At 67.3% G+C, this 22,810-nt stretch carries 19 protein-coding genes and 1 pseudogene; 3 read left to right on the top strand and 17 right to left on the bottom strand.

Features of this window, described 5'->3' with window-relative positions; genetic code table 11:
- The first annotated feature begins 105 nt into the window (after nt 1-105).
- Nucleotides 106-1,521: a DEAD/DEAH box helicase gene (locus tag ASF87_RS12100; protein WP_042541999.1), complete on the top strand. Its 1,416-nt coding sequence runs from the start codon at nt 106-108 to the stop codon at nt 1,519-1,521.
- Nucleotides 1,522-1,621: 100 nt separating this feature from the next.
- Here the strand turns inward: ASF87_RS12100 and ASF87_RS12095 are convergent, their stop codons facing one another.
- The 7 genes and pseudogenes from ASF87_RS12095 to ASF87_RS12065 form a co-directional block, all read right to left on the bottom strand.
- Complete coding sequence (locus ASF87_RS12095; protein WP_056376174.1) at nt 1,622-2,092, bottom strand: SRPBCC family protein; 471 nt, start codon at nt 2,090-2,092, stop codon at nt 1,622-1,624.
- An 11-nt stretch (nt 2,093-2,103) separates the two neighbouring features.
- Nucleotides 2,104-3,423 (bottom strand): citrate synthase, encoded by a 1,320-nt coding sequence (locus tag ASF87_RS12090; RefSeq protein ID WP_153302153.1) that lies wholly within the window; start codon nt 3,421-3,423, stop codon nt 2,104-2,106.
- A 144-nt stretch (nt 3,424-3,567) separates the two neighbouring features.
- Nucleotides 3,568-4,680 (bottom strand): succinyldiaminopimelate transaminase, encoded by a 1,113-nt coding sequence (dapC, locus tag ASF87_RS12085; protein ID WP_056376173.1) that lies wholly within the window; start codon nt 4,678-4,680, stop codon nt 3,568-3,570.
- Between the two features lie 21 nt (nt 4,681-4,701).
- Nucleotides 4,702-4,914: pseudogene (gene fdxA / locus ASF87_RS12080) on the bottom strand (ferredoxin); the annotation flags it as partial.
- Between the two features lie 9 nt (nt 4,915-4,923).
- Entirely contained in the window at nt 4,924-5,400 is a 477-nt protein-coding gene (locus ASF87_RS12075) for a histidinol dehydrogenase (protein ID WP_235558938.1), read from the bottom strand.
- A gap of 35 nt (nt 5,401-5,435) precedes the next feature.
- A complete protein-coding gene (locus ASF87_RS12070) occupies nt 5,436-5,750 on the bottom strand; it encodes an AzlD domain-containing protein (RefSeq protein WP_056376172.1) in 315 nt (104 codons plus the stop codon).
- Nucleotides 5,747-6,457 (bottom strand): AzlC family ABC transporter permease, encoded by a 711-nt coding sequence (locus tag ASF87_RS12065; protein WP_056376496.1) that lies wholly within the window; start codon nt 6,455-6,457, stop codon nt 5,747-5,749. The genes ASF87_RS12070 and ASF87_RS12065 overlap by 4 nt, the downstream gene beginning before the upstream one ends.
- A 93-nt stretch (nt 6,458-6,550) precedes the next feature.
- Between ASF87_RS12065 and ASF87_RS12060 the strand changes: the two genes are divergently transcribed.
- Nucleotides 6,551-7,099: a helix-turn-helix domain-containing protein gene (locus tag ASF87_RS12060; protein WP_042542004.1), complete on the top strand. Its 549-nt coding sequence runs from the start codon at nt 6,551-6,553 to the stop codon at nt 7,097-7,099.
- A gap of 3 nt (nt 7,100-7,102) precedes the next feature.
- Here the strand turns inward: ASF87_RS12060 and ASF87_RS12055 are convergent, their stop codons facing one another.
- The 4 genes from ASF87_RS12055 to typA form a co-directional block, all read right to left on the bottom strand.
- Nucleotides 7,103-8,740, bottom strand: a complete 1,638-nt coding sequence (locus tag ASF87_RS12055) for an MFS transporter (RefSeq protein WP_056376170.1) — start codon at nt 8,738-8,740, stop codon at nt 7,103-7,105.
- 28 nt (nt 8,741-8,768) lie between these two features.
- Nucleotides 8,769-9,782 (bottom strand): glutaminase A, encoded by a 1,014-nt coding sequence (gene glsA / locus ASF87_RS12050; RefSeq protein WP_042542006.1) that lies wholly within the window; start codon nt 9,780-9,782, stop codon nt 8,769-8,771.
- Nucleotides 9,783-9,954: 172 nt separating this feature from the next.
- Nucleotides 9,955-10,839, bottom strand: coding sequence for a hypothetical protein (locus ASF87_RS12045; RefSeq protein ID WP_056376169.1), 885 nt, complete (start codon nt 10,837-10,839; stop codon nt 9,955-9,957).
- A 163-nt stretch (nt 10,840-11,002) separates the two neighbouring features.
- Entirely contained in the window at nt 11,003-12,916 is a 1,914-nt protein-coding gene (gene typA, locus ASF87_RS12040; RefSeq protein ID WP_042542007.1) for a translational GTPase TypA, read from the bottom strand.
- A 101-nt stretch (nt 12,917-13,017) separates the two neighbouring features.
- Here typA and ASF87_RS12035 point away from each other — a divergent pair, with 101 nt between their 5' ends.
- On the top strand, nt 13,018-13,803 hold the full coding sequence (locus ASF87_RS12035) for a CPBP family intramembrane glutamic endopeptidase (RefSeq protein ID WP_235558937.1): 786 nt from the start codon (nt 13,018-13,020) through the stop codon (nt 13,801-13,803).
- 15 nt (nt 13,804-13,818) lie between these two features.
- Here the strand turns inward: ASF87_RS12035 and ASF87_RS12030 are convergent, their stop codons facing one another.
- The 6 genes from ASF87_RS12030 to gcvP all read right to left on the bottom strand — a co-directional run bounded on the left by ASF87_RS12030 (nt 13,819) and on the right by gcvP (nt 22,755).
- Complete coding sequence (locus ASF87_RS12030; RefSeq protein WP_056376166.1) at nt 13,819-14,382, bottom strand: hypothetical protein; 564 nt, start codon at nt 14,380-14,382, stop codon at nt 13,819-13,821.
- A 2-nt stretch (nt 14,383-14,384) separates the two neighbouring features.
- Nucleotides 14,385-16,058: a dipeptide ABC transporter ATP-binding protein gene (locus ASF87_RS12025; protein ID WP_056376164.1), complete on the bottom strand. Its 1,674-nt coding sequence runs from the start codon at nt 16,056-16,058 to the stop codon at nt 14,385-14,387.
- Entirely contained in the window at nt 16,055-16,999 is a 945-nt protein-coding gene (locus ASF87_RS12020; protein WP_042542010.1) for an ABC transporter permease, read from the bottom strand. The genes ASF87_RS12025 and ASF87_RS12020 overlap by 4 nt, the downstream gene beginning before the upstream one ends.
- Complete coding sequence (locus ASF87_RS12015; protein ID WP_042542011.1) at nt 16,992-17,918, bottom strand: ABC transporter permease; 927 nt, start codon at nt 17,916-17,918, stop codon at nt 16,992-16,994. The genes ASF87_RS12020 and ASF87_RS12015 overlap by 8 nt, the downstream gene beginning before the upstream one ends.
- Nucleotides 17,919-18,021: 103 nt before the next feature.
- Nucleotides 18,022-19,695: a peptide ABC transporter substrate-binding protein gene (locus tag ASF87_RS12010; protein ID WP_157550061.1), complete on the bottom strand. Its 1,674-nt coding sequence runs from the start codon at nt 19,693-19,695 to the stop codon at nt 18,022-18,024.
- A 228-nt stretch (nt 19,696-19,923) separates the two neighbouring features.
- Nucleotides 19,924-22,755: an aminomethyl-transferring glycine dehydrogenase gene (gene gcvP / locus ASF87_RS12005; protein ID WP_056376494.1), complete on the bottom strand. Its 2,832-nt coding sequence runs from the start codon at nt 22,753-22,755 to the stop codon at nt 19,924-19,926.
- Nucleotides 22,756-22,810: the final 55 nt, after the last annotated feature.

Below are 22,810 nucleotides of genomic sequence, written 5' to 3'. Positions count from 1 at the left end.
TTCTGGCCATTTCGAACGGCGAAACGATGCGCGATCCCGCGCCGTCGCCCACCCTTCCGCACCCGGCCCGTTGGTACGTGCGTGCATTCTCACGGAGATACCTTTATGACTTCCTTCCTCGATCTCGGCGTGCCCGCCGACCTCGCCGCCGTCCTCACCAAGGACGGCAAGACCGAGGCGTTCGCGATTCAGCGCGATACGCTTCCCGATTCCCTCGCCGGTCGTGACCTCCTCGGCCGCGGCCGCACCGGCAGCGGCAAGACGATCGCGTTCGCCCTCCCCCTCGTCGCCCGCCTCTCCGCGTCTTCGCGCAGCAGCCGCCCCGGCCACCCGCGTGGTCTCGTGCTCGCCCCGACCAGGGAGCTCGCCACGCAGATCGCAGCGACCATCGCACCGCTCGCCGAGGCCAAGGGCCTGCGCGTCACGACCGTCTTCGGCGGCGTCAGCCAGCGCCCGCAGGAGCAGGCGATGCGCAACGGCGTCGACATCGTCGTCGCGTGCCCCGGCCGTCTGGAAGACCTGATGAAGCAGCGGGTCGTGCAGCTCGACGCCGTCGAGGTCACCGTCCTCGACGAGGCCGACCACATGGCCGACCTCGGGTTCCTCCCGGGCGTCACCCGCATCCTCACCGCCACGCCGGCCGGCGGCCAGCGTCTGCTGTTCAGCGCGACCCTCGACCGCGGCATCGACACGCTCGCCCGCCGCTTCCTGTCGAACGCCGTCAGCCACGAGGTCGACGAAGAGAGCGTGCCCGTCGGCGAGATGACCCACCGCGTGCTGGTCGTCGACTCGACCGACAACAAGACCGAGCTCGTGCGCGAGCTCGCGTCAGGCACCGGCCGGCGCATCCTCTTCACCCGCACGAAGCACCAGGCCAAGAAGCTCGCGAAGCAGCTCACCGCAGCCGGCATCCCGGCCGTCGACCTGCACGGCAACCTGTCGCAGAATGCGCGTGAGCGCAACCTCGGCGCCTTCTCGGCAGCCCCCGAAGACGGCGGCGTGCGCGTCCTCGTCGCCACCGACGTCGCTGCCCGCGGAGTGCACGTCGACAACGTCGATCTCGTCGTCCACGTCGACCCGCCCATGGAGCACAAGGCATACCTGCACCGCTCAGGTCGCACTGCTCGTGCCGGAGCCGCAGGAACGGTCGTCACGGTGGTGCTCCCCGAGCAGCGCCGCGATGTGAAGGATCTGCTGCGCAAGGCAGCGATCAGCGCCGCTCTCGAGCCCGTCACGACGGCCGCCGTCAGCGAGCTGGTTCCCGAGCGCGCCGCACACGTGCGTCCTGCTCCCGTCCAGGCGCAGCAGCGCCAGGCGCCCAAGCAGCGTCCCGCGGGCGGCGAGCGCAACTCGGCCGCCAACCCGCCGTCGCGTCGCAGCCGTCGTCCCCGCTCTGGCCAGAGTGGTCAGGGTGCGCCGGCAGCGCAGACCGGTTCGCGACAGGGCGGCCAGGGCGGATCTCGCCAGGGCGGTCAGTCACGCAACCAGGGCGGCCGTGGCTGGAGCTCGCAGGGTCGCTGAACGCAACAGTCATAGAGGCGGGTGCGTCGATGCTCAGGCATCGACGCACCCGCCTTTCTGCGCGCGTCGGCGAAACCAAAGTGTGCGGAGGGCGCCGCGATCAGCGTCCCACGGCCGCGAGAACCTGCGGATCCGCGCAGCCGCGGACGAACCCGGCGAGGCGACGACGGATCTCGAAGCCGAGCACTCGAATCCCGATCCATTCGGCGAACGGTGCGAGCCAGGCGGGGCGGCACGAGAAGTTGTACTTCCACACAGCCAACGTGCCCTCCGGCACCTCGGTGAACCGCCAGCCGCCACCGAGCTTGGTGAAGAACCAGGGGCCCCGCTCCATCACCATGCCCACGTTCGTGGGTGGAGCGTACGACACGTAGCGACTGACCATCGAGAGACCGAACCGCTGCCGGGTGAAGGTGCGCACACCCTTGGCGGGGGCATCCGCGTCGTCCATGAGGTGCTGCTCACTGATGAAGCGGTCCCAGCGTCTGCGCACCGCTCCCGTCGTCTGAGACACTGCGAACGCCGTCGCCGGGTCCACCGGCACGAACGCCTCGGCGCTGACGACAGGCATCGTGCTCGACGTCAGCGGGTCTGGAAGGTGCGCTCGGGGGATCCCGTGTAGAGCTGCTGCGGGCGACCGATCTTGGTCTGCGGGTCGAGCTGCAGCTCGCGCCACTGCGCGAGCCACCCGGGCAGACGGCCGATCGCGAACAGCACGGTGAACATGCGCGTCGGGAAGCCCATGGCCTTGTAGATGACGCCGGTGTAGAAGTCGACGTTCGGGTAGAGGCGACGCTCCTTGAAGTAGTCGTCTGCGAGAGCGAGCTCCTCGAGCTCCTGCGCGAGGTCGAGCAGCGGGTCGGTGACGCCGAGCTCGGCGAGCACCTCGCCCGCAGCCTCCTTGACGAGCTTGGCGCGCGGGTCGTAGTTCTTGTACACCCGGTGCCCGAAGCCCATCAGCTTCACGCCCTCTTCCTTGTTCTTCACCCGCTCCACGAAGCGAGACACGCTCTGACCGGAGTCGCGGATCTGGCCGAGCATGGTGAGGACTGCTTCGTTCGCACCGCCGTGCAGGGGGCCGGAGAGAGCCTGGATGCCGGCGGAGATCGATGCGAACTGGTTCGCACCGGTCGAGCCGACCAGACGCACGGTCGAGGTCGACGCGTTCTGCTCGTGGTCCTCGTGCAGGATGAGCAGCAGCTCGAGGGCCTTCGACATGACCGGGTTGACCTGGTACTCCTCGGAGTGCACGCCGAAGTTGAGCTTGAGGAAGTTCTCGACGAAGCCGAGGGAGTTGTCGGGGTAGAGGAACGCCTGGCCGATGCTCTTCTTGTGCGCGTAGGCGGCGATGACCGGCAGCTTCGCCAGCATGCGGATCATGTTCAGCTCGACGTGCTCGGGGTTGTGCGGGTCGGTCTGACCCTCGTAGTAGGTCGAGAGAGCGGCGACGGCCGACGACAGGACCGACATGGGGTGCGCGGTGTGCGGCAGCGCCGAGAAGAACCGCTTCAGGTCTTCATGCAGCAGCGTGTGCCGACGGATCTTCTCATCGAACTCCGCGAGCTCGGCGGCGGAGGGCAGCTCACCGTAGATGAGGAGCCAGGCGACCTCGAGGTAGCTCGTCGATCCGGCGAGCTGCTCGATCGGATATCCGCGGTAGCGCAGGATGCCCTTGTCTCCGTCGATGAAGGTGATCGCGGACTTGGTGGATGCGGTGTTGACGAAACCGTAGTCGAGCCCTGTGTAGCCGGTCTGCCGCGTCAGCGTCGAGAAGTCGATGCTGTCGGTGCCCGCCGTGCCTCGCACGAGTGGGAACTCAGCGGTCGTATCGCCGATCGTCAGCTTCGCTGTCGCCTGCTGCTCTGCCGCTGCGCTCACGCGGGCCTCCTCATGGATCTTCATCAAGTCGGATGTGGCGATGTCACGGCGCTGAGCACCAGGTCTGTTCGAGATCATCGATACACAACCGAATCGCCTTTACAGCCTAGTAGGCACACAGGCCTACTGTGACAACCGACAAAAGAACCCTCAGTCTGAGGCGAGAACCTACACGGCTTGTTCGTGCAGACGCCGGGCGCCCTCGGCGATCCGTTCGGAAGGAGCCGTCAGCGCCAGCCGCACGTGCTCGTTCGAGAACGCACCGTAGAACGGGCCGGGCCCCGCGAGGATGCCGAGATCCGCAAGCCTCTCGATGCTCGTCCAGGCATCCCGCCCCTCGGTCGCCCACAGGTAGAGGCCGGCTTCCGATCCATCGATCCGGAACCCCGCAGCTTCGAGCGCAGGCCGCAGGATGTCGCGCCGCCCACGATAGAGCTCCTTCTGAGCCGCGACGTGCTCGTCGTCACCCAGAGCCACGGCCATCGCGTGCTGCACAGGCTCCGGTGGCATCAGCCCCAGGTGCTTGCGCGCGGTGAGCAGCTCGCCGACGATGCGCGCGCACCCCGCCACGAAAGCGGCCCGGTAGCCGGCGAGATTCGACTGCTTGCTCAGCGAGTAGACGCTGAGCAGATTCGCCCTGCTCCCACCCGTCACGCGCGGGTCGAGGACCGAGGGGATCGACTCGGTCGCCCACTGGCCGTCCCACCCGAGCTCGGCGTAGCACTCGTCGCTCGCGAGCACGGCCCCCAGCTCACGAGCGCGCAGAACCGCGACCGAGAGCTCCTCCACCGTCCAGGTGCGGCCGTCGGGGTTGCCCGGCGTGTTGATCCAGATGAGCTTGGTACCCTCGGGCCAGTCGGCAGGATCGTCGGAAGGCAGCGGCGTGGCCCCGACGACGCGGGCACCCACCTCGTAGGTCGGGTATGCGATTCGGGGATGCACGACGATGTCGCCGGCGCCGAGACCGAGCAGGGTCGGCAGCAGGGCCACAAGCTCCTTCGAGCCGATCGTGGGCAGGACGTTGTCGACCGTGAGGTCGACCACTCCCCTGCGGCGGGCATACCACGCGACGATCGCCTCACGCAGAGCGGGAGTGCCGACGGTCTGCGGATACGCGTGCGCATCCGTCGCCTCCGACAGAGCTCGGCGGATCAGCTCGGGCGTCGGATCGACGGGCGACCCGACGGACAGGTCGACGATCCCCTGCGGATGCAGGGCAGCGCGCTGACGATAGGGAACGACCGCATCCCACGGATAGTCGGCGAGATCGCGAACGCTCACGGACTACTCGCCCTGTGGCTTGGCCTTGTAGTAGTCCTGCCATTCTTCCGGCAGGTCGTCTTCGTAGTAGATCGCCTCGACGGGGCAGACGGGTTCGCACGCGCCGCAGTCGACGCATTCGTCGGGGTGGATGTACAGCGAGCGTTCGCCCTCGTAGATACAGTCAACGGGGCACTCGTCGATGCAGGCGCGGTCCTTGACATCGACGCACGGGAGAGCGATCACATACGTCACTCCCCCAGTCTACGACTCGCTGCCCGTCCGATCGCCCAGAGCGGGGGCACGCCGGGCACTCGGCGCTCCGCCGTCGGACGCCGCAGGCGACTCTGCGGGCGCAGGCGCAGGCGCATCGGTGCGCGCGGGAAGCCGGGAGAAGGACGGCCATGCCACGGCGAGAAGCACGAGTCCGGCGACGAGATAGGTCCAGATGCGACCGCTGAGCGTGTCTTCGACGACCACCGATCCACCGGGACCAACTCCGGAGATGAGCACCAGCATGCCGAGCATGCCGAGCCCCGCGGCGAGAGTCGCGCCCCGGTCGTGGGTGAGCGCGCGGATCGCGACGAGGATCGCCCCGCACGCGACCGCTCCCACCAGCAGCCCCACGGGCACCGGTCCCCACATCAGGCTGTGTCCGATCGTTCCCGCGACGCCGAAGACGCCGCCGACGAGAGCCGCGGCGATCCAGGAAAGCACCCGGGAGATCCATCCAGTACGCACGAGTCGATCCTACGCGCGCCGAGGATCTGCTCGACTCAGGCAGCGAGGCCGAGAAGCCTCAGGACCGCGGCGACGACCGCAGCGGCGAACACCACGACCAGGAACGACTGACGCAACCACAGGAGACCGGCCGCGACGAGCAGAGCGGGGACCCGTGCATCGACGACCACGGCCTGCCCCGCTCCGAGAGTCTGCACAGCCACGAGTGCGGCGAGGAGCGCCACGGTCAGCAGATCGGAGATGCGAGCCGGTCGTGGCGCCTCGAGCACGCTCGGCGGCACGAGGTAACCGCTGGCCTTGAGCGCCAGGCAGATCACCGCAGCGAGCAGGATCGCGCTCCACACGCTCATCGGTCGACCTCCCCGGAGCTGGCCGTGGAGCCGTCGACTCGTCCCAGCCAGTTGAACCAGCCGACGACGATCGCGACGACAGCCGCGACCAGCACGGGCAGACCGGGCATGATCAGGGGCGTGAGCGACGCGGCCACGACAGCTGCGGCCACACCGACCGCGATCGCCTGGCGCTCCCTGAGGCGCGGCCAGAGCAGAGCCAGGAACGCAGCGGCAGCGGCAGCATCCAGCCCCCAGGTCTTCGGGTCGCCGAGCACGTCGCCGACCAGAGCGCCGATCAACGTCGTGATGTTCCATCCGATGAAGATCCCGATGCCGGTCACCCAGAAGCCGACCTGCCTCAGACGAGGATCTCTCTGCGAGATGGCCACCGCGGTGGACTCGTCGATCGTGAAGTGCGCCGCCGCCACTCGACGGGCGGGCGTGGTTCCGACGATCGGAGACATCCGCATGCCGTACGCCACGTTGCGCACCCCGAGCAGTGTCGCCGAGGCGATGGCCGAGGGAAGCGCCGACACGCCTCCGGCGGCGAACACGCCGACGAATGCGAACTGCGATCCGCCCGTGAACATCAGCAGGCTGAGCACGCACGTCTGCCAGACATCCAGACCGGATGCCACGGCGAGCGCGCCGAAGGAGACGCCATAGGCGCTGGTCGCGAGAACCACGCCCAGCGCCTCGCGCCAGACTTCGCGCTCAGCGCTCATTGCGACATCGTTCGCTGCAGTGAACACATGATCATCATTCTGAACAACGTCTCACGGATAGTCAAGCGAACGATCGTTTGACATACTGAACAGATGGAGGATCTCCGCACCCGCATCGCCCGTACCGTGCGCAACGAACGTGAGAGAGCCGCGCTGTCCGTCTCCGAGCTCGCGCGTCGGGCGGGGATCTCGAAGGCGACTGTCTCGCAACTCGAATCAGGCTCCGGCAATCCCAGCGTCGAGACGCTGTGGGCTCTGGGTGTCGCGCTCGGGGTGCCTTTCGCCGTGCTCGTCGACCAGCAGATCAACGCACCGACGCTCATCCGCGCCGACGACCTCGCCGGTGTGCCGTCGTCAGCGGCGGCGTACAGCGCGACGCTGCTGTCTGCGAGCCCGCCGGGCGCCCGCAGGGATGTGTACCTGATCCAGGCGGAACCCGGTGATCCGCGGCGCTCCGATCCGCATCATCCGGGCACCACCGAGCACGTGGTCCTCATCTCGGGGCAAGCTCTGATCGGACCGACGGATGCCCCTGTGCTGTTGAACCCCGGCGACTACCTCTCGTACGCAGGAGACGCACCTCACGTGTTCGAGGCGATCGTCGCCGGTACAAGCGCTGTTCTCATCTCCGAACTCCGCTGAGCATCATTCCGGCCCCGGACCCGAGCCCGAGACCGGTGACGGGTCGGGGATCTCCTCGGGCTTGTACTTCGGAAGCCTCGATGCGGGCAGGATCGCCACCGCGCTGAGGCCGGCGAGCAGGAGCAGCCCGAGTCGCAGCGTGCCCAGACGAGACTCCTCGTTGACGGCCACCGCCGCGTCGATCTGCTCGGGGGTCGCATCGGTCTGCTCGAGGGCGGCGCGGAGGTCGTCGTTGCTGACGAAGTTGAGGTTGTCCATGTCGACCTGCGCGACGAGCGAGGGCGGCAGCTCGGGATGCTCGACGACCGCACGACCGATGCTCAATCCGAGGAGCGATACGAGGAGTGCGCCGGCCAGAGCGGTGCCGACCGCGGAGGCGAGGTTCTGCGTGGTGCCTCGGAGCGAACCGACATCCCCCGCGAGCTCGGCGGGCGCCGAGGTGACGAGCACGTTGAACACGAGCGTCACGAGCGCGCCCTGGCCGATGCCGAAGACGATCAGCCCCAGGATCGTGGGCAGGGTCTCCCAGTTGTTGTTGACCACGACGGACAGCCAGACGAGCGCGACCGTGGTCAGGATGAACCCGAAGACGCCGATCACCCGCGGCGGGTAGCGCTTGTAGAAGCGGACGACGAGGGTGGCCGTGATGAAGACCGTCAGGTTGAAGGGCATCATCGCGAGGGATGTGTCGAAAGGCGTCCTCCCCTGCACGATCTGGATGTACAGCGGGATGGTGAAGTTCACGCACGCCTCGAGAGCCACGACGATGAACATCGCGTAGACGGCCGCTCGCTCCTTCGATGAGTCCAGGATGCTGAGGTCGATCAGCGGCACCTTGCCCTCGGCCATACGCCTCCGCGTCCACACGAAGAAGCACTGCCCGAGCACGATTCCCACGACCACGAAGGCGGGAGCTGGCGAGAGCCCCAGGATGCTGAAGGGCGCAGCCTCCGTCGCGGCGACGGCGCCCCACCCGTTGAGGTTGTTGAAGCCGAGGGTGAGGAGGACGATCGCCGCACCGATGAGCAGCGACGCCACGAGGTCGATGCGGATCGACGCGTCGCCGCGATCGCCGCGAAGCGTGAAGCTGAAGGCGAACACCACCACCGCGATGCCGAACACGATGAAGAACATCGGACGCCATCCGACGAGCGTTCCCAGGGTGCCGCCGATCAGGAAGGCCGTGACCCCGGAGATGGCCCTGGCCGAGCCGATCGCACCGATCGCGGTCGCCTGCTGCGCTCCGCGATAGTTCTCGGCGATCAGCGCCACGATCGAGGGCACGATGATCGCCGCAGCAGCGCCGGCGACCGCCTGCCCGGCGATGGCCCAGCCCACGCTCGGCGAAAAGATCATGAGCACCGAGGATGCGGCGAAGAGGCCGATCACGATCCGGAAGATGAGCACCCACCCGATGCGCTGGCCGAGCTTCGCGCCGGTCATCACCAGTGCGGCCACGGCGAGCCCGTACATCACGATCGTCGTGCTGGCGACAGTCGGCGGCACGCCGAACTCGCTGACCATGCCGCCGAGCGAGATCGGAAGGGCGGCCACGTTGAACGACATGAGCACCTGGGCGAGGAAGAGGCTGACGAGCGGCATCCAGGAGGTCTTCGTGGGAGCCGGAGCGGTGTGTGTCATGACGGGGTCCTCCGAGCGGTGAGAGGGGTCAGTCCGTCGAGCGAGGGGTCGCCGACGGCGCGGAAGCGAACAGGTTCAGGCCGAGTGCGCGCGAGAGGTGGCCGATCGCGAGCTGCGACCGCACAGAGTTGCCGGCTCGGTCGAGGCGAGGTGAGAATCCGGCGACCGCCCCCTTGCCGGGGGCGACAGCCACGATGCCTCCGGCGACCCCCGACTTGGCCGGCAGGCCGATCTCGAACAGCCACTCCCCCGAAGTCTCGTAGAGGCCGGTCGACGCCACCACGGCGAGAGTGTCGCGACAGACGTCCGCTGAGACGACGCGCTCACCCGTGATGGGGTTCACGCCGCCGTCTGCGAGCGTCGCGCCCATCACCGCGAGGTCGTGAGCAGTGACGCTGAGCGCGCACTGACGCGTGTAGACGTCGACCACGTCATCCGGGTCGCCGGTCAGCCGTCCGTAGCTTCGCAGCAGCCACCCCATCGCTCGGTTCCGCTCGTTCGTCTCCGCCTCGGACGCATAGACGACCCCGTCAAGACTCAGCGGGCGTCCGGCGAAGGCCGACAACCCCTCCCGGACGCGCTCCCACTGCTCGACGGACGTCTGCCCCGGCATCAACGCCGTGGTGGCGATCGCACCCGCGTTGACCATCGGATTCATCGGATGCCCCGCGTTGAGCTCGAGCGCCATCAGCGAGTTGAAGGCGAGCCCGGTGTTGTTGACCCCCACGATCTCGCGCACCCGCTCATGGCCGTGCTCCTGGATGGCCAGCGCATACACGAACATCTTCGAGATCGACTGGATCGAGAACGGATGCAGCGCGTCTCCGGCGTCATGCAGGCCGCCATCGACCTCGATGACCGCGAGACCGAACAGCTCGGGGTCGGCCTCCGCGAGCACGGGGATGTAATCGGCGACTGCACCCGTGCGGTCGTCCGCATAGCGGCGGTGGGCTTCGCGCACGAGCTCGTCGACGCGGTCCCACCCCGGCAGGGCGCCGGTCGACACCTGCTGTGGGATGTCTGTCAGTGCCGCGACGTCCATGCGTTCTCCTCCGAGTCCACGACCCCCCAGCCGTCACCGCTCACCGTAGTGGCAATGCCTCGCTCTGCCTAGAGCACTGAGCGCCGGTTTCAGGCTGCGCCCTGGAACGCCGAGACCCACCGCCGCACGCATGCGGGGTGGGTCTCGGTGGTGCCGGTCGGGCGGCGGAGGCTCAGTACCAGTTCACGGACTGGGAGTGCCCCCAAGCGCTGCAGGGGGTGCCGTACACGGAGGAGATGTATCCGAGACCCCAGCGGATCTGCGTGGCCGCATTCGTCTGCCAGTCGGATCCGGCAGACGCCATCTTGCTTCCGGGCAGAGCCTGCGGAATCCCCGTCGCACCGCCCGAGGCGTTGTACGCCTGGTAGTTCCACCCGGATTCTTTCGTCCACAGCGAATCCAGGCAGGAGAACTGGTCGGCGCCCCACCCGTACTGACCTGACGCGATGTCGCGCGCCGCGGCCTTCGCGCCGTCGACGGTGTTCGTCTGAGCGAGTGCGGCGGCTTCAGCGGCCGCCTGCTCGGCAGCCGCGTCCGCAGCGGCTTTGGCCTGCTGAGCCGCCACGTAGGATTCCTGCAGGGCGGCGGTCTCAGCGACGATCTCGTCCGTGCCGGTGACCGCATACGCAGTGAGGCTCGTGAGCTGCCTGTTCGAGAACTCGTCACGGTCGGCGAGCTGATCGACCCAGGCGGTCACGTCAGAGGTATCGACCGCGGAGGGCGCGGCGCCGAGGTCGAGACCCGATGCCGCGACCTCGGCGTTCAGCGCCTCGGCCGCAGCAATGGCGTCCTGAGCGGCGACCATCGTGAGGGCTGAGTCGTCGGCGCTCTTCGCCGGCTGCTCGGTGTCGCCGGTGACGAAGGACGTGACGCCGGCGACGGCGTCCGGCACCTCGGCACCGGCCGCGGGCGCCGACACCATGCCGACGGTCAGGGCGAGGCCGAGTACACCGCCGGTGATCGTTCCGAGAATCAGCTTGGGGCGACGTGCCGTGATCGCATTGCGGGCTGATGCCGCCGCGTGGGCGCGCCGAAGCGCACGGGTGTTCTGAAGCATGGGTTCGACTTTCGGGTCGTCGTACGCCCGTCACAGGACACTCATCGGGAGATTGCCCCAGGCGCAAGGTAACGATTCTGCAACGACCCGCCTGGACGTTTCGTGAGAAAAGGGCCCTGTACAGCCGTTTATGGCTGCACAGGGCCCTTCTCTTAGACGATTCTCAGGAGCCGGCGTCCTGACGCTTCAGGCGCGCGGTGTCGCGAGCGCGCGTGTTGGCGTCGAGGTTGACCTTGCGGATGCGGACGACCTCGGGCGTGACCTCGACGCATTCGTCGTCACGCGCGAACTCGAGGCTCTCCTCGAGGGTGAGCTGGCGCGGAGGGGTCATCGACTCGAAGGTGTCGGAGCTCGCCGCACGCATGTTGGTGAGCTTCTTCTCCTTCGTGATGTTGACGTCCATGTCGTCGGCACGCGAGTTCTCGCCGATGACCATGCCCTCGTAGACCTCCTGCGTGGGCTGCACGAAGAACGACATGCGCTCCTGCAGGGCGATCATCGCGAACGGGGTGACGACACCCGAGCGGTCGGCGACGATCGAGCCGTTCTGGCGGGTCGTGATCGACCCTGCCCACGGCTCGTAGCCGTGCGAGATCGCGTTGGCGATTCCGGTGCCGCGGGTCGTGGTGAGGAACTCGCTGCGGAATCCGATCAGACCGCGTGACGGGACGATGAACTCCATGCGCACCCAGCCGGTGCCGTGGTTCGTCATGTTCTCCATGCGGCCCTTGCGGTTCGCGAGCAGCTGCGTGATCGCGCCGAGGTGCTCCTCAGGCGTGTCGATGGTGAGGTGCTCGAACGGCTCGTAGGTCTTGCCGTCGATCTTCTTCGTGACCACCTGCGGCTTGCCGACGGTGAGCTCGAAGCCCTCGCGACGCATGTTCTCGACCAGGATGGCGAGAGCCAGCTCGCCGCGGCCCTGGACCTCCCAGGCGTCGGGGCGTCCGATGTCGACCACCTTGAGCGAGACGTTGCCGATCAGCTCCTTGTCGAGACGGTCCTTGACCATTCGAGCGGTGAGCTTGTGGCCCTTGACCTTGCCCATCAGCGGCGAGGTGTTCGTGCCGATCGTCATCGAGATGGCGGGGTCGTCGACCGTGATCGCGGGAAGCGGGCGGACGTCCTCGGGGTCGGCGATGGTCTCGCCGATCGTGATGTTCTCGAAGCCGGCGATGGCGACGATGTCGCCGGGGCCGGCGGACTCGGCGGGGTAGCGCTCGAGCGCGCGCGTCTTGAGCAGCTCGGTGATACGTGCGTTCTGGTGCGTGCCGTCCGCACGGACCCAGGCGACGGTCTGGCCCTTCTTCAGCGTGCCGTTGAAGACGCGGAGAAGCGCGAGGCGGCCGAGGAACGGGCTGGAGTCGAGGTTCGTGACCCAGGCCTGCAGCGGGTGCTCGTCGTCGTACTCCGGAGCGGGAACATGCTCGAGGATCGCCTCGAAGAGCGGCTCGAGGTCGTCGTTGTCGGGCAGCGATCCGTCGGCCGGACGGTTGCGCGACGCGGCGCCGGCACGGCCGGACGCGTAGACGACGGGGACGTCGAGCAGAGCGTCGACGTCGAGGTCGGGCACGTCGTCGACGAGGTCGGACGCGAGGCCGAGCAGCAGGTCGTGGGCCTCTTCCTCGACCTCGGCGATGCGAGCGTCGGGGCGGTCGGTCTTGTTGACCAGGAGGATGACCGGAAGCTTGGCCTCGAGAGCCTTGCGCAGCACGAAGCGGGTCTGCGGAAGCGGCCCCTCGCTGGCATCGACGAGCAGCACGACGCCGTCGACCATCGACAGGCCGCGCTCGACCTCTCCACCGAAGTCGGCGTGGCCGGGGGTGTCGATCACGTTGATCGTGATCTCCTTGCCCTGAGCATGCTTGCCCTTGTAGGTGATCGCCGTGTTCTTGGCGAGGATCGTGATGCCCTTCTCACGCTCCAGATCGTTGGAGTCCATCGCGCGTTCATCGACGTGCGCGTGTTCGCCGAAGGAGCCCGTCTGACGCAGCATGGCGTCGACGAGGGTGGTCTTACCGTGGTCGACGTGAGCGACGATAGCGACGTTGCGGAGGTCAGAACGGAGGGCGTGCGCCATGCAGATGTCCTAAAGAGTGTGGGTTTTTGTCGAGAAGCCGACGTTCCAGACTATCGTATGCCGACGACTCGTTCCTGAGCGCTCGAAGTACGATCGGGAGCGTGACCGTCGTCGACCTCTCTCCCCCGCCCTCGCGCGCTCGTCTGTGGTGGGAGATCGCCATCGTCCTCGCCCTCGGACTCGGTCAGTCCGCGGTGTATGCGATCGTGCAGCTGGCCTACCGGCTCACCGACGAGACGCCGCTGGCCGATCAGACCGCGACCCTGAATCCGTCCCGGAGCGACAGGGAGATCTTCGACCTGATCTACCAGGTCCTGTCGATCGGTTTCTCCCTCGTCCCGGTGCTGCTCGTCTGCTTCCTGCTGTGGCAGTCGTCGAGACCGCATCTAGGCAGGCTCGGTCTGGACGGCACCCGGGTCGGAGCCGATGCGGGTCGCGGGATCCTCCTGGTCGCAGCCATCGGCATCCCGGGTCTCGGTCTGTATCTCGCCGGGCGCGCCCTCGGACTCTTCGTTGCGGTGAACCCCGCGGGGCTCGACACCCACTGGTGGACGATCCCGGTCCTTCTGCTCGCGGCCGCCCGCGCATCACTGCAGGAGGAGTTCGTCGTGCTCGGATATCTCTTCGCCCGACTCAGGCAGCTGGGCTGGGGGCCATGGGCGATCATCCTCACCACGTCCGTGCTGCGCGCGAGCTACCACCTGTACCAGGGTCCTGGAGCCTTCATCGGGAACCTGGCGATGGGGCTGCTCTTCGGGTGGCTGTTCCAGCGCAGCGGACGGCTCATGCCTTTCCTCGTCGCGCACTTCCTGATCGACGCCACGGTGTTCGTCGGCTACCCCTGGGCGGCGGCCACCTGGCCGATGCTCTTCGGGCTTCCCGGCTGACGGAGCTCCGCGCGATCAGGCGTTCGCGATGAGGATCGACGCCACAGCCCAGATCACGATGACGCCGAGCGCGATGAGCGCCTGAGAGTCCCAGGTGCGGCGGATCGGCGCGTCCGCGGTCGAGGGAGCCGCCTGCCAGCGGTCACGGATGTCGGTGAGCTCGCGGAGGCCGGCCGGCGCCTTGGCCTCGTCGTCCTCGCGCACCTGGCGCCGAATCGGACGCGCTCTCGCAGGCCCCCCGTAACTCGAGAGCTCCGTGCCGTCCTCGAGCGAGAAGACGAGCTGCCAGCGCAGGTCGATGTCGCGGACGCGGCTCCAGCCGAAGGTCGTCCGGCGCAGCATGTTCTGCACCATCGCTCCCTCGCCGTCGACACGCACGACCGAGACGAAGGCGATCTCGTACACGACCCAGAGACCGAGCAGCACCCAGGGGGCGAGCAGCAGCATCTGCCCCCATCCCGCGCGCACGACCGCATCGCCGAGCAGGAAGAGCGCGAGCAGCGAGCAGAGGACGAGGGAGACAGGCCCGGAGGCCGCACGGAATCTCCGTGCGGCCTCCGGTCGAGGTTCGGTGCTCACTCTCAGTGACCGCCGAGGGTGATCGATGCACCCGGGATCGCCTTCAGCAGACGATCCGTGTACTCCTGCTGCGGGTTGGCGAAGATCTCGTCGACGGTGCCCTGCTCGACGATCTTGCCCTTCTCCATGACGCACACGAGATCGCTCGAGACACGGACGACGGCGAGGTCGTGCGTGATGAACAGATACGTGAGCCCGAGCTCCGACTGGAGTTCGGCGAGCAGCTGCAGCACCTGATCCTGCACCAGCACGTCAAGCGCCGAGACGGCCTCATCGAGGACGATGATGTCGGGCTTGAGCGCCAGCGCACGCGCGATGGCAACACGCTGACGCTGTCCGCCCGAGAGCTCGTTCGGATACCGGGTCGCCAGAACGCGCGGCAGCGAGACCTGGTCGAGAAGCTCCTCGACCCGCTCACGCTGTGACGCGCGGTCGCCGACGCCGTGGATCTGCAGCGGTTCGGCGATGGTGTTGCCGATGTTGCGCAGCGGGTCGAGCGAGCCGTACGGGTCCTGGAACACCGGCTGCATGCGCCGACGCAGTCCGAACGCCTGGGCGTTCGAGAGCTTCGACACGTCCTGGCCGTCAATCTCGATCACGCCGCTGGTCGGCTCCTCGAGCTTCAGCACCATCTTCGCGACGGTGGACTTGCCGGAACCCGACTCCCCCACCAGTGCGAGCGTCTTGCCGCGAGGGATGGCGAAGGACACGTCGTCGACCGCTCGGAACGCCTCGCTGCGGAAGCCGCCCTGGCGGATCCGATAGTCCTTCGTGAGCCCCGCGACCCGCACCGTCGGCGGGATGTCCGCGAGATCCTCGAGCGTCTCGATACCCCGGTCCTCCACCACCGCCTGGATGCGCTGAGATGCCACGCTGGGCGCCGCGGCGACCAGACGCTTCGTGTACGGATGCTGCGGGTTCTCGAGGATCTCGCGGCTGGGGCCGGCCTCGACGATGTTGCCGCCGTTCATCACGATGATCTTGTCGGCACGCTCGGCCGCGAGCCCCAGGTCGTGCGTGATCAGCAGCACCGAGGTGCCCTTGTCCCGGGTGAGCGAGGCCATGTGATCGAGGATCACGCGCTGCACCGTCACGTCGAGAGCCGAGGTCGGCTCGTCGGCGATGAGCAGCTTCGGGTCGGCCGCGAGGCCCATCCCGATCAGCGCGCGCTGACGCATGCCACCGGAGAACTGGTGCGGGAACTGGTGCAGACGCTTCTCGGCGTCGGCGAGTCCGGCCTGCTGCAGCACCTCGACGGTGCGTGCCTTGGCGGCGTCGCGCCCCTGGGCGATGCCGTTTGCACGGATCGCCTCCTTGACCTGAAAGCCGATGCTCCAGACAGGGTTGAGGTTCGACATCGGGTCCTGCGGCACGAAGCCGATGTCCCGACCTCGCACGGCCTCGATCTCGCGACGGTTGAGTGTCGTGAGCTCGCGACCTTCGAGGGTGATCGACCCGGCGGTGACCTCGCCGGTTCCCGGGAGCAGGTTCACGATGGCCGTGGCCGTCGTGGACTTTCCTGAGCCGGACTCGCCCACGATCGCGACGGTCTCGCCGGGCATGACGTCGAAGCTGACTCCGTGGAGCACTTCGCGCAGACCCTCCTGCGTGCGGAACGCGACCGTGAGGTCGCGGATGCTCAGCAGCGGGACCTGTTCGGTGATTCGCTCGCTCATCGGCGTGCCCTCGCCTTCGGGTCGAGGGCGTCTCGGATGAGCTCGCCCAGGGTGACGAACGCCAGCACCGCGAGGGTGAGCGCGATCGACGGATAGATGAGTGCCATCGGCGCGACACGCAGCGAGGCCTGAGCCTTCGCGATGTCGTTACCCCACGACATCACGTCACTGCCGAGCCCCACGCCGAGGAACGACAGGGTCGCCTCCGCGACGATCGCCGCGGCGAGTCCGAGGGTCGAGACGACGAGGAGCGGTGCGATGGCGTTCGGGACGACGTGGTTCAAGAGGATCTTGAACTTGGACTGCCCGAGTGCCTGCGAGGCCATCACGAAGTCCGCTTGACGCACCCGGAGCACCTCAGCGCGTACGACGCGAGCCGTCGAGGCCCACGCGAATGCTCCGATGGCGAATGCGAGTGTCCACACCGAACGGGAGTCCCGGAACACGGTCATCACGACCACGGCCGCGAGGATGTACGGGATCGCGAAGAAGATGTCGCCGATGCGCGACAGCAGGCCATCGAGCCAGCCGCCGTAGAAGCCCGCGAGGGCTCCCATGATCAGTCCGAGGATCGACGAGATCAGGGTCGCGATGAGGCCGACTGCGAGAGAGGTCTGCGAACCCCAGACGATGCGGGCGTAGATGTCACAGCCCTGGAACGTGAACCCGAGCGGGTGGCCGTCGGTCGGACCGCCGTTGCTGTTCGCCAGCTGGCAGTCGTCGTTCGGAGGTGTGGCGGTGAACAGTGTCGGCCACAAAGCCATCACGAGGAAGAAGAGCGCCAGCACTATCGAGAACCAGAACAGCGGTCGACGCCGCACGTCGAACCAGGCGTCTCGCCACAGATTGCTGGGCTTGTCGGAGATGCGGACGGCGTCGACAGCGATCGACTCCGTCTCGATCGGAGCGACGTAGTGCTTCTGAGAGGTGGGATCAGGCATAGCGAATCCTCGGGTCGAGCAGACCGTAGAGCAGGTCGATGAGAAGGTTCACCAACACGTACAGGATGACGAACACGGTCACGAACGAGACGACCGTGGGCCCCTCGCCGCGCTGGATCGCCTGGAACAGCGTGTTCCCCACACCGGGGACGTTGAAGATGCCCTCGGTGACGGTGGCACCCACAAGCAGCACGCCGAAGTTCGTGGCGGAGTTGGTGATCACGGGGATCAGCGAGTTGCGCAGCACGTGCACGGGCAGAACGCGGTTGCGCGAGAGGCCCTTGCTGTATGCCGTGCGCACCCAGTCCTGGTTGAGGGTCTCGATGACGGAGCTGCGCATCAGACGCATGCTGACGGCGTAGAGGCTGAAGCCGAGCACGATCGCCGGCAGCCAGAGACCGCCCCAGTCGTTGTCGGCTCCGACAGTGGGCTTGAACCATCCGAGCTGGATCGCGAGGAAATACTGCGCGAGGAACGCGACGACGAAGATCGGGATCGCGATCGCGACCAGCGCGACGACGAGCGAGATGTTGTCGAACAGCTTGCCCTTGCGCAGCGCCGAGATGGTGCCGATGATGATCGCCAGCACGAACTCGATGGCGATCGCCATCACCGCGAGGCGGCCCGTCACCGGAAGCGTGGCGGCGAGCACTGCGGAAACCGGCCGACCGGAGTAGGTTGTGCCCAGGTCGCCCTGGAACACGCCGGTGATGTAGTACCAGTACTGCACGATGAACGGATCGTTCAGGTGGTACTGCTCGCGCAGCTGTGTGACGACTGCCGGACTCGGCGTCTTGTCGCCGAACAGGGCGAGGATCGGGTCGCCGGGCATGGCGAACACGAGGAAGTAAATGAGCAGGGTGGCTCCGAAGAAGACCGGGATCACCTGCAGTAGACGTCTCAGAATGTAACCGAGCATCCGCTTGTCCCTTCTTAGAGGGCAGAGAAAGCCGTGCGAACACAAGCCTGTGAGGCGGTGACGAAGAATCGTCACCGCCTCACAGGTGAAGTGCCGTCAGACTTTACTCGCCGGCCTTCGTGATCTCGTAGTACAGCGGAACCGAGTTCCAGCCGAACGTGACGTTGTCGACGTTCTCGCTGAAACCACCGGTCACGTTCGAGTACCACAGCGGGATCGCGGGAAGGTCCTGGAAGAGGACTTCCTGAGCCTTGCTGAAGTCCTCGATCTGCGCGTCGGCGTCGGGGTTGCTGATTCCGGCCTTGATGAGGTCGTCGAACTCGGGGTTCGAGTAGTCACCGTCGTTGGAACCGGCGCCCGTTGCGTAGAGCGGTCCGAGGAAGTTGTACAGACCCGGGTAGTCGGCCTGCCAGCCCGAACGCGCTGCCGTGGTGATGGAGCGGTCGTTGATCTTGGTGCGAAGATCCTGGAAGGTCGGGTACGGGTCGCCCGATGCCTCGATGCCGAGCGTGTTCTTGATGCTGTTGCTCACCGCGTCGACCCAGGCGTCGTGCCCGCCGTCGGAGTTGTAAGCGATCTTGAACTCGCCGTCCCACGGCGAGATGGCGTCGGCCTCGGCCCACAGCTCCTTCGCCTTCTCGGGGTCGTAGTCGAGGACCTCGCTGCCGGGAACCGAGTCGGACCAGCCCGCGATGACCGGCGACGTGAAGTCGGCTGCCGGGGTGCGAGTGCCCGAGAAGATGGTCTCGGTGATCTCTTCGCGGTTGATGGCCATCGACAGCGCCTGACGACGCAGCTGGCCCTCTTCGCCGCTGAAGTGCGGGAGGAACTGACCGATGGTGAACGACTGGAACACAGCCGACGGCTGGTTCACTGCGCGGTCGCCGAGCTCGTCTGCGAAGACGGGCAGGGAGTTGGTCGGGATCGCGTCGATGACGTCGACCTCGTTCGACAGCAGGTCGGCGTATGCCGCTTCCTGCGTGGCGTAGAACTTGATGGTCAGACCGCCGTTGGCCGCCTTGCGGGGGCCGTCGTAGTCGTCGTTGCGCACGAGGTCGATCTGCACGTCGTGCTGCCACGCGTCTTCGCCGTCGATCATGTACGGGCCGTTGCCGATCGGGAACTGGCCGAAGGCCTCCATGTCCTCGAAGGCGGCGTCGGGCAGCGGGTAGAAGGCCGAGTATCCGAGACGCAGAGCGAAGTCCGAGGCCGGCTTGTTCAGCGCGATCGTGAAGGTGTAGTCGTCGACCTGCTTGAGGCCGGCCATGTCGCCCTGCGCGCCGAAGATGTCGTCATCGGGGTTCGCGGGGTCACCGGCGTCGTTGATGAAGCCCTCGATGTCCTCGAAGAAGTAGCCCGAGAGCTGAGCGTTCTCAGCCTGAGCGCCGTAGTTCCACGCCTTGATGAAGTTGTCGGCGGTGACTTCTTCACCGTCGGTGAAGGTCAGGCCTTCCTTGATCTTGACGGTGAGGTTCTGCGGGTCCTCCGTGGTGATCTCCTCAGCGACGTCGTTGACGGGCTTGCCGTCGGCGTCGTAGTAGATCAGACCGGCGAAGATCTCGTCGAGGATCTTTCCGCCACCCACCTCGTTGGTGTTGGTGGGGATCAGCGGGTTCTCGGGCTCCGAGCCGTTCGTCGTGATGATGGCGTCCGCGTCACCGGTTGCACCGGATCCGCCGTCGCCGTCGTCGCTTCCACCGCTCGCGCAGCCCGCGAGCGCCAGGGCGCCGATCGCGAACAACGCAGTGCCCGCAAGGGCGATCTTGTTGCGCTTCACTTTGTGTCCTCCTGTGGACGGGTATTCATCAGACTGCGCGCTCATCGTCGAACGCGTAGGGATAGTTGACTGTAACCCGCGATTCAGGGGACTCCGCTCTCGGCTAATGAACCGTTACTGAGTGGTGATCAACTGAAACATCCCTGAAACACGCGGAAATGCACGGAAACGAGCGACGGCGTCGCGTCCGGATGGACGCGACGCCGTCGCTCGTCAGAATTCGTCGTCTCAGGCGAACGCCTCGATCGGCGGGCAGGCGCACACGAGATTGCGATCGCCATACGCCTGATCGATGCGGCGCACCGGCGGCCAGTACTTGCCTGCCACGAGAGCGTGCACCGGGTAGGCCGCGTCCTCTCGCGTGTAGGCGTGGTTCCACTCCCCCGCGATCAGCGAGACCGCGGTGTGCGGAGCGTTGACCAGCGGGTTGTCGTCTGCGGGCCAGCGCCCGGCGGCGACGGCATCCGCCTCGGCCTTGATCATGATCATGGCCTCGATGAACCGCTCGATCTCGCCGAGGTCCTCGGACTCCGTGGGTTCCACCATGAGCGTGCCCGCGACGGGGAACGACATGGTCGGTGCGTGGAAGCCGTAGTCGATGAGTCGCTTGGCCACATCGTCGACCGTTACTCCGGTCTCCTCTCGGAGGGGCCGCAGGTCGAGGATGCACTCGTGCGCCACCCGACCGTCTTCTCCCGCGTACAGCACCGGGAAGTGCTCGCCGAGGCGCGCTGCGATGTAGTTCGCCGACAGCACGGCCGCTGCGGTCGCATGGCGGAGGCCGTCCGCCCCCATCATGCGCACGTACGACCAGGAGATCGGAAGGATGCCGGCCGACCCGTACGGCGCGGCGGACACGGCGCCACCGTCGAAGACGAATCCGCCCGCATGCTCCGCGCGCTGAGCGAGCGGGTGCGACGGCAGGTACGGAGCGAGGTGCGCCTTCGCAGCGACGGGACCCACGCCAGGGCCGCCACCGCCGTGCGGGATCGCGAACGTCTTGTGCAGGTTGAGATGCGAGACGTCGCCGCCGAGATCGCCGAAGCGGGCGTAGCCGAGCAGCGCGTTGAGGTTCGCGCCGTCGACGTAGACCTGTCCGCCGGCGTCGTGCACGGTGGTCGTGATCTCCACCACGTCCTGCTCGTACACGCCGTGGGTCGACGGGTAGGTGATCATCAGAGCGGAGAGCTCGTCGGCGTGCGCCGCGATCTTCGCCCGCAGGTCGCCGAGGTCGACGTTGCCGAGCTCGTCGCAGGCCACGACGACGACCTTCATTCCGGCGAGCACCGCCGACGCCGCGTTCGTGCCGTGCGCGGACGACGGGATCAGGCACACGGTGCGCTGGGTGTCGCCGTTCGCGAGGTGGTAGCCGCGGATCGCGAGCAGGCCCGCGAGCTCACCCTGCGAACCCGCGTTCGGCTGCAGCGACACGGCGTCGTATCCGGTGACCTCGGCGAGCCACGCCTCGAGCTGCGTGATCATGTCGAGGTACCCCTCGACGTCGGATGCCGGGGCGAACGGGTGGATGCCCGCGAACTCGGGCCACGTGATCGACGCCATCTCGGTCGCCGCGTTGAGCTTCATCGTGCACGAGCCGAGCGGGATCATGCCGCGGTCGAGCGCGTAGTCGCGGTCGGCCAGGCTCTTGAGGTAGCGCATCATCGCGGTCTCGCTGCGGTGAGCGTGGAAGACCGGATGCGTGAGGTAGTCGTCCTGACGGAGCAGGTCGCCGGGAAGGCCGCCCTGCGATCCTGAGCCGAAGAACCCGAAGGCGCGCTCACGGGCCCCACCGAACACCTGAGCCACCTGGTGGAGCTCGGCGACCGTCGTGGTCTCGTCGACCGAGATCCCGATCGTGTCGGCATCTGCGGCGTGCAGCAGGATGCCGAAACCGTGGTGAGCCTGCTCCGCATACTCCGCCGCGCGCCCGGGCACCCGCACCTGCAGGGTGTCGAAGAACGAGTCGTGGACGATGTCAGAGCCTGCGTCGACGAGCCAGTCGCGCAGCATCACGGTCTTGGCCGCGACCTCCCGAGCGATCGCCTTGAGCCCGTCGGGTCCGTGGTACACCGCGTACATCGATGCCATGACCGCGAGCAGCACCTGCGCGGTGCAGATGTTGCTGGTCGCCTTCTCCCGGCGGATGTGCTGCTCGCGGGTCTGCAGAGACAGTCGGTACGCCGGCTTGCCGTCCGCATCGACCGAGACGCCCACAAGGCGCCCCGGCAGCTGCCGCTCGAGTCCTGCACGCACGGCCATGTAGCCCGCGTGCGGCCCTCCGAAGCCGATCGGCACGCCGAAGCGCTGCGTGGTGCCGACCGCGACATCCGCACCCAGCGAACCGGGCGACGAGATGAGGGCGAGAGCGAGCAGGTCGGCTGCGACGACGGCGAGCCCGCCGGCGAGGTGCGCGGCGTCGATCACGGCACTCGGGTCCCAGACGCGCCCTGAGGCGCCGGGGTACTGGACGAACACACCGAAAAGCTCGGAGGGAAGCTCCTCGCCGGCCGCGAAGTCGACCGTCACGAGCTCGATGCCCACGGCCTCGGCGCGGGTCTCGAGCAGCGCCTTGGTCTGCGGGAACGCATCTGCGTCGACGGCGAAGACGTTCGACGCCTTCTTGGATGCGCGACGTGCCAGCAGCATCCCCTCGACGACAGCGGTCGACTCGTCGAGCATCGACGCGTTGGCCGTGGTGAGACCGGTGAGCTCGGCCACCATGGTCTGGAAGTTGATGAGCGCCTCGAGACGACCCTGCGAGATCTCCGGCTGGTACGGCGTGTAGGCGGTGTACCACGAGGGGTTCTCGAGCACGTTGCGCTGGATCACCTGAGGGGTGACGGTGCCGTAGTAGCCGAGGCCGATCATCGGCCGGTTCACCGTGTTGCGAGCGGCAATCGCCCGCAGCTCGGCGAGCGCCTCGGTCTCGCTCGCCGCGCGCGGGATGACCGAGTCCGTGGAGGCGGGGGTGAAGATCGAGGCGGGCACGGCCTGGCGCATCAGCGCCTCGACGGGGCTCCAGTCTTCGAGCTCAGACTCGACGCCGAGGGCATCGAGCATCTGACGCTGGGCGGCGGCGGTGGTTCCGATATGACGATCGGCGAAAGAGACCACT

Origin of the sequence: Microbacterium sp. Leaf161, from assembly GCF_001423645.1 — a bacterium.
GTDB classification, from domain to species: Bacteria; Actinomycetota; Actinomycetes; order Actinomycetales; family Microbacteriaceae; genus Microbacterium; species Microbacterium forte.
The sequence above is the reverse complement of the archived record's forward strand: the minus strand, read 5'-3'. Positions and strand labels throughout refer to the sequence as shown.

Bases quoted from the DNA above. Each gene is read 5' to 3' on its own strand.
- ASF87_RS12070 (WP_056376172.1), bottom strand. From the start codon at position 5,750: ATGAGCGTGTGGAGCGCGATCCTGCTCGCTGCGGTGATCTGCCTGGCG.
- ASF87_RS12015 (WP_042542011.1), bottom strand. From the start codon at position 17,918: ATGCTCGGTTACATTCTGAGACGTCTACTGCAGGTGATCCCGGTCTTC.
- ASF87_RS12065 (WP_056376496.1), bottom strand. From the start codon at position 6,457: ATGAGCGCTGAGCGCGAAGTCTGGCGCGAGGCGCTGGGCGTGGTTCTC.
- ASF87_RS12095 (WP_056376174.1), bottom strand. From the start codon at position 2,092: ATGCCTGTCGTCAGCGCCGAGGCGTTCGTGCCGGTGGACCCGGCGACG.
- ASF87_RS12100 (WP_042541999.1), top strand. From the start codon at position 106: ATGACTTCCTTCCTCGATCTCGGCGTGCCCGCCGACCTCGCCGCCGTC.
- ASF87_RS12060 (WP_042542004.1), top strand. From the start codon at position 6,551: ATGGAGGATCTCCGCACCCGCATCGCCCGTACCGTGCGCAACGAACGT.
- ASF87_RS12055 (WP_056376170.1), bottom strand. From the start codon at position 8,740: ATGACACACACCGCTCCGGCTCCCACGAAGACCTCCTGGATGCCGCTC.
- typA (WP_042542007.1), bottom strand. From the start codon at position 12,916: ATGGCGCACGCCCTCCGTTCTGACCTCCGCAACGTCGCTATCGTCGCT.
- gcvP (WP_056376494.1), bottom strand. From the start codon at position 22,755: ATGCTCGATGCCCTCGGCGTCGAGTCTGAGCTCGAAGACTGGAGCCCC.
- ASF87_RS12045 (WP_056376169.1), bottom strand. From the start codon at position 10,839: ATGCTTCAGAACACCCGTGCGCTTCGGCGCGCCCACGCGGCGGCATCA.
- ASF87_RS12020 (WP_042542010.1), bottom strand. From the start codon at position 16,999: ATGCCTGATCCCACCTCTCAGAAGCACTACGTCGCTCCGATCGAGACG.
- glsA (WP_042542006.1), bottom strand. From the start codon at position 9,782: ATGGACGTCGCGGCACTGACAGACATCCCACAGCAGGTGTCGACCGGC.
- ASF87_RS12025 (WP_056376164.1), bottom strand. From the start codon at position 16,058: ATGAGCGAGCGAATCACCGAACAGGTCCCGCTGCTGAGCATCCGCGAC.
- ASF87_RS12090 (WP_153302153.1), bottom strand. From the start codon at position 3,423: ATGAAGATCCATGAGGAGGCCCGCGTGAGCGCAGCGGCAGAGCAGCAG.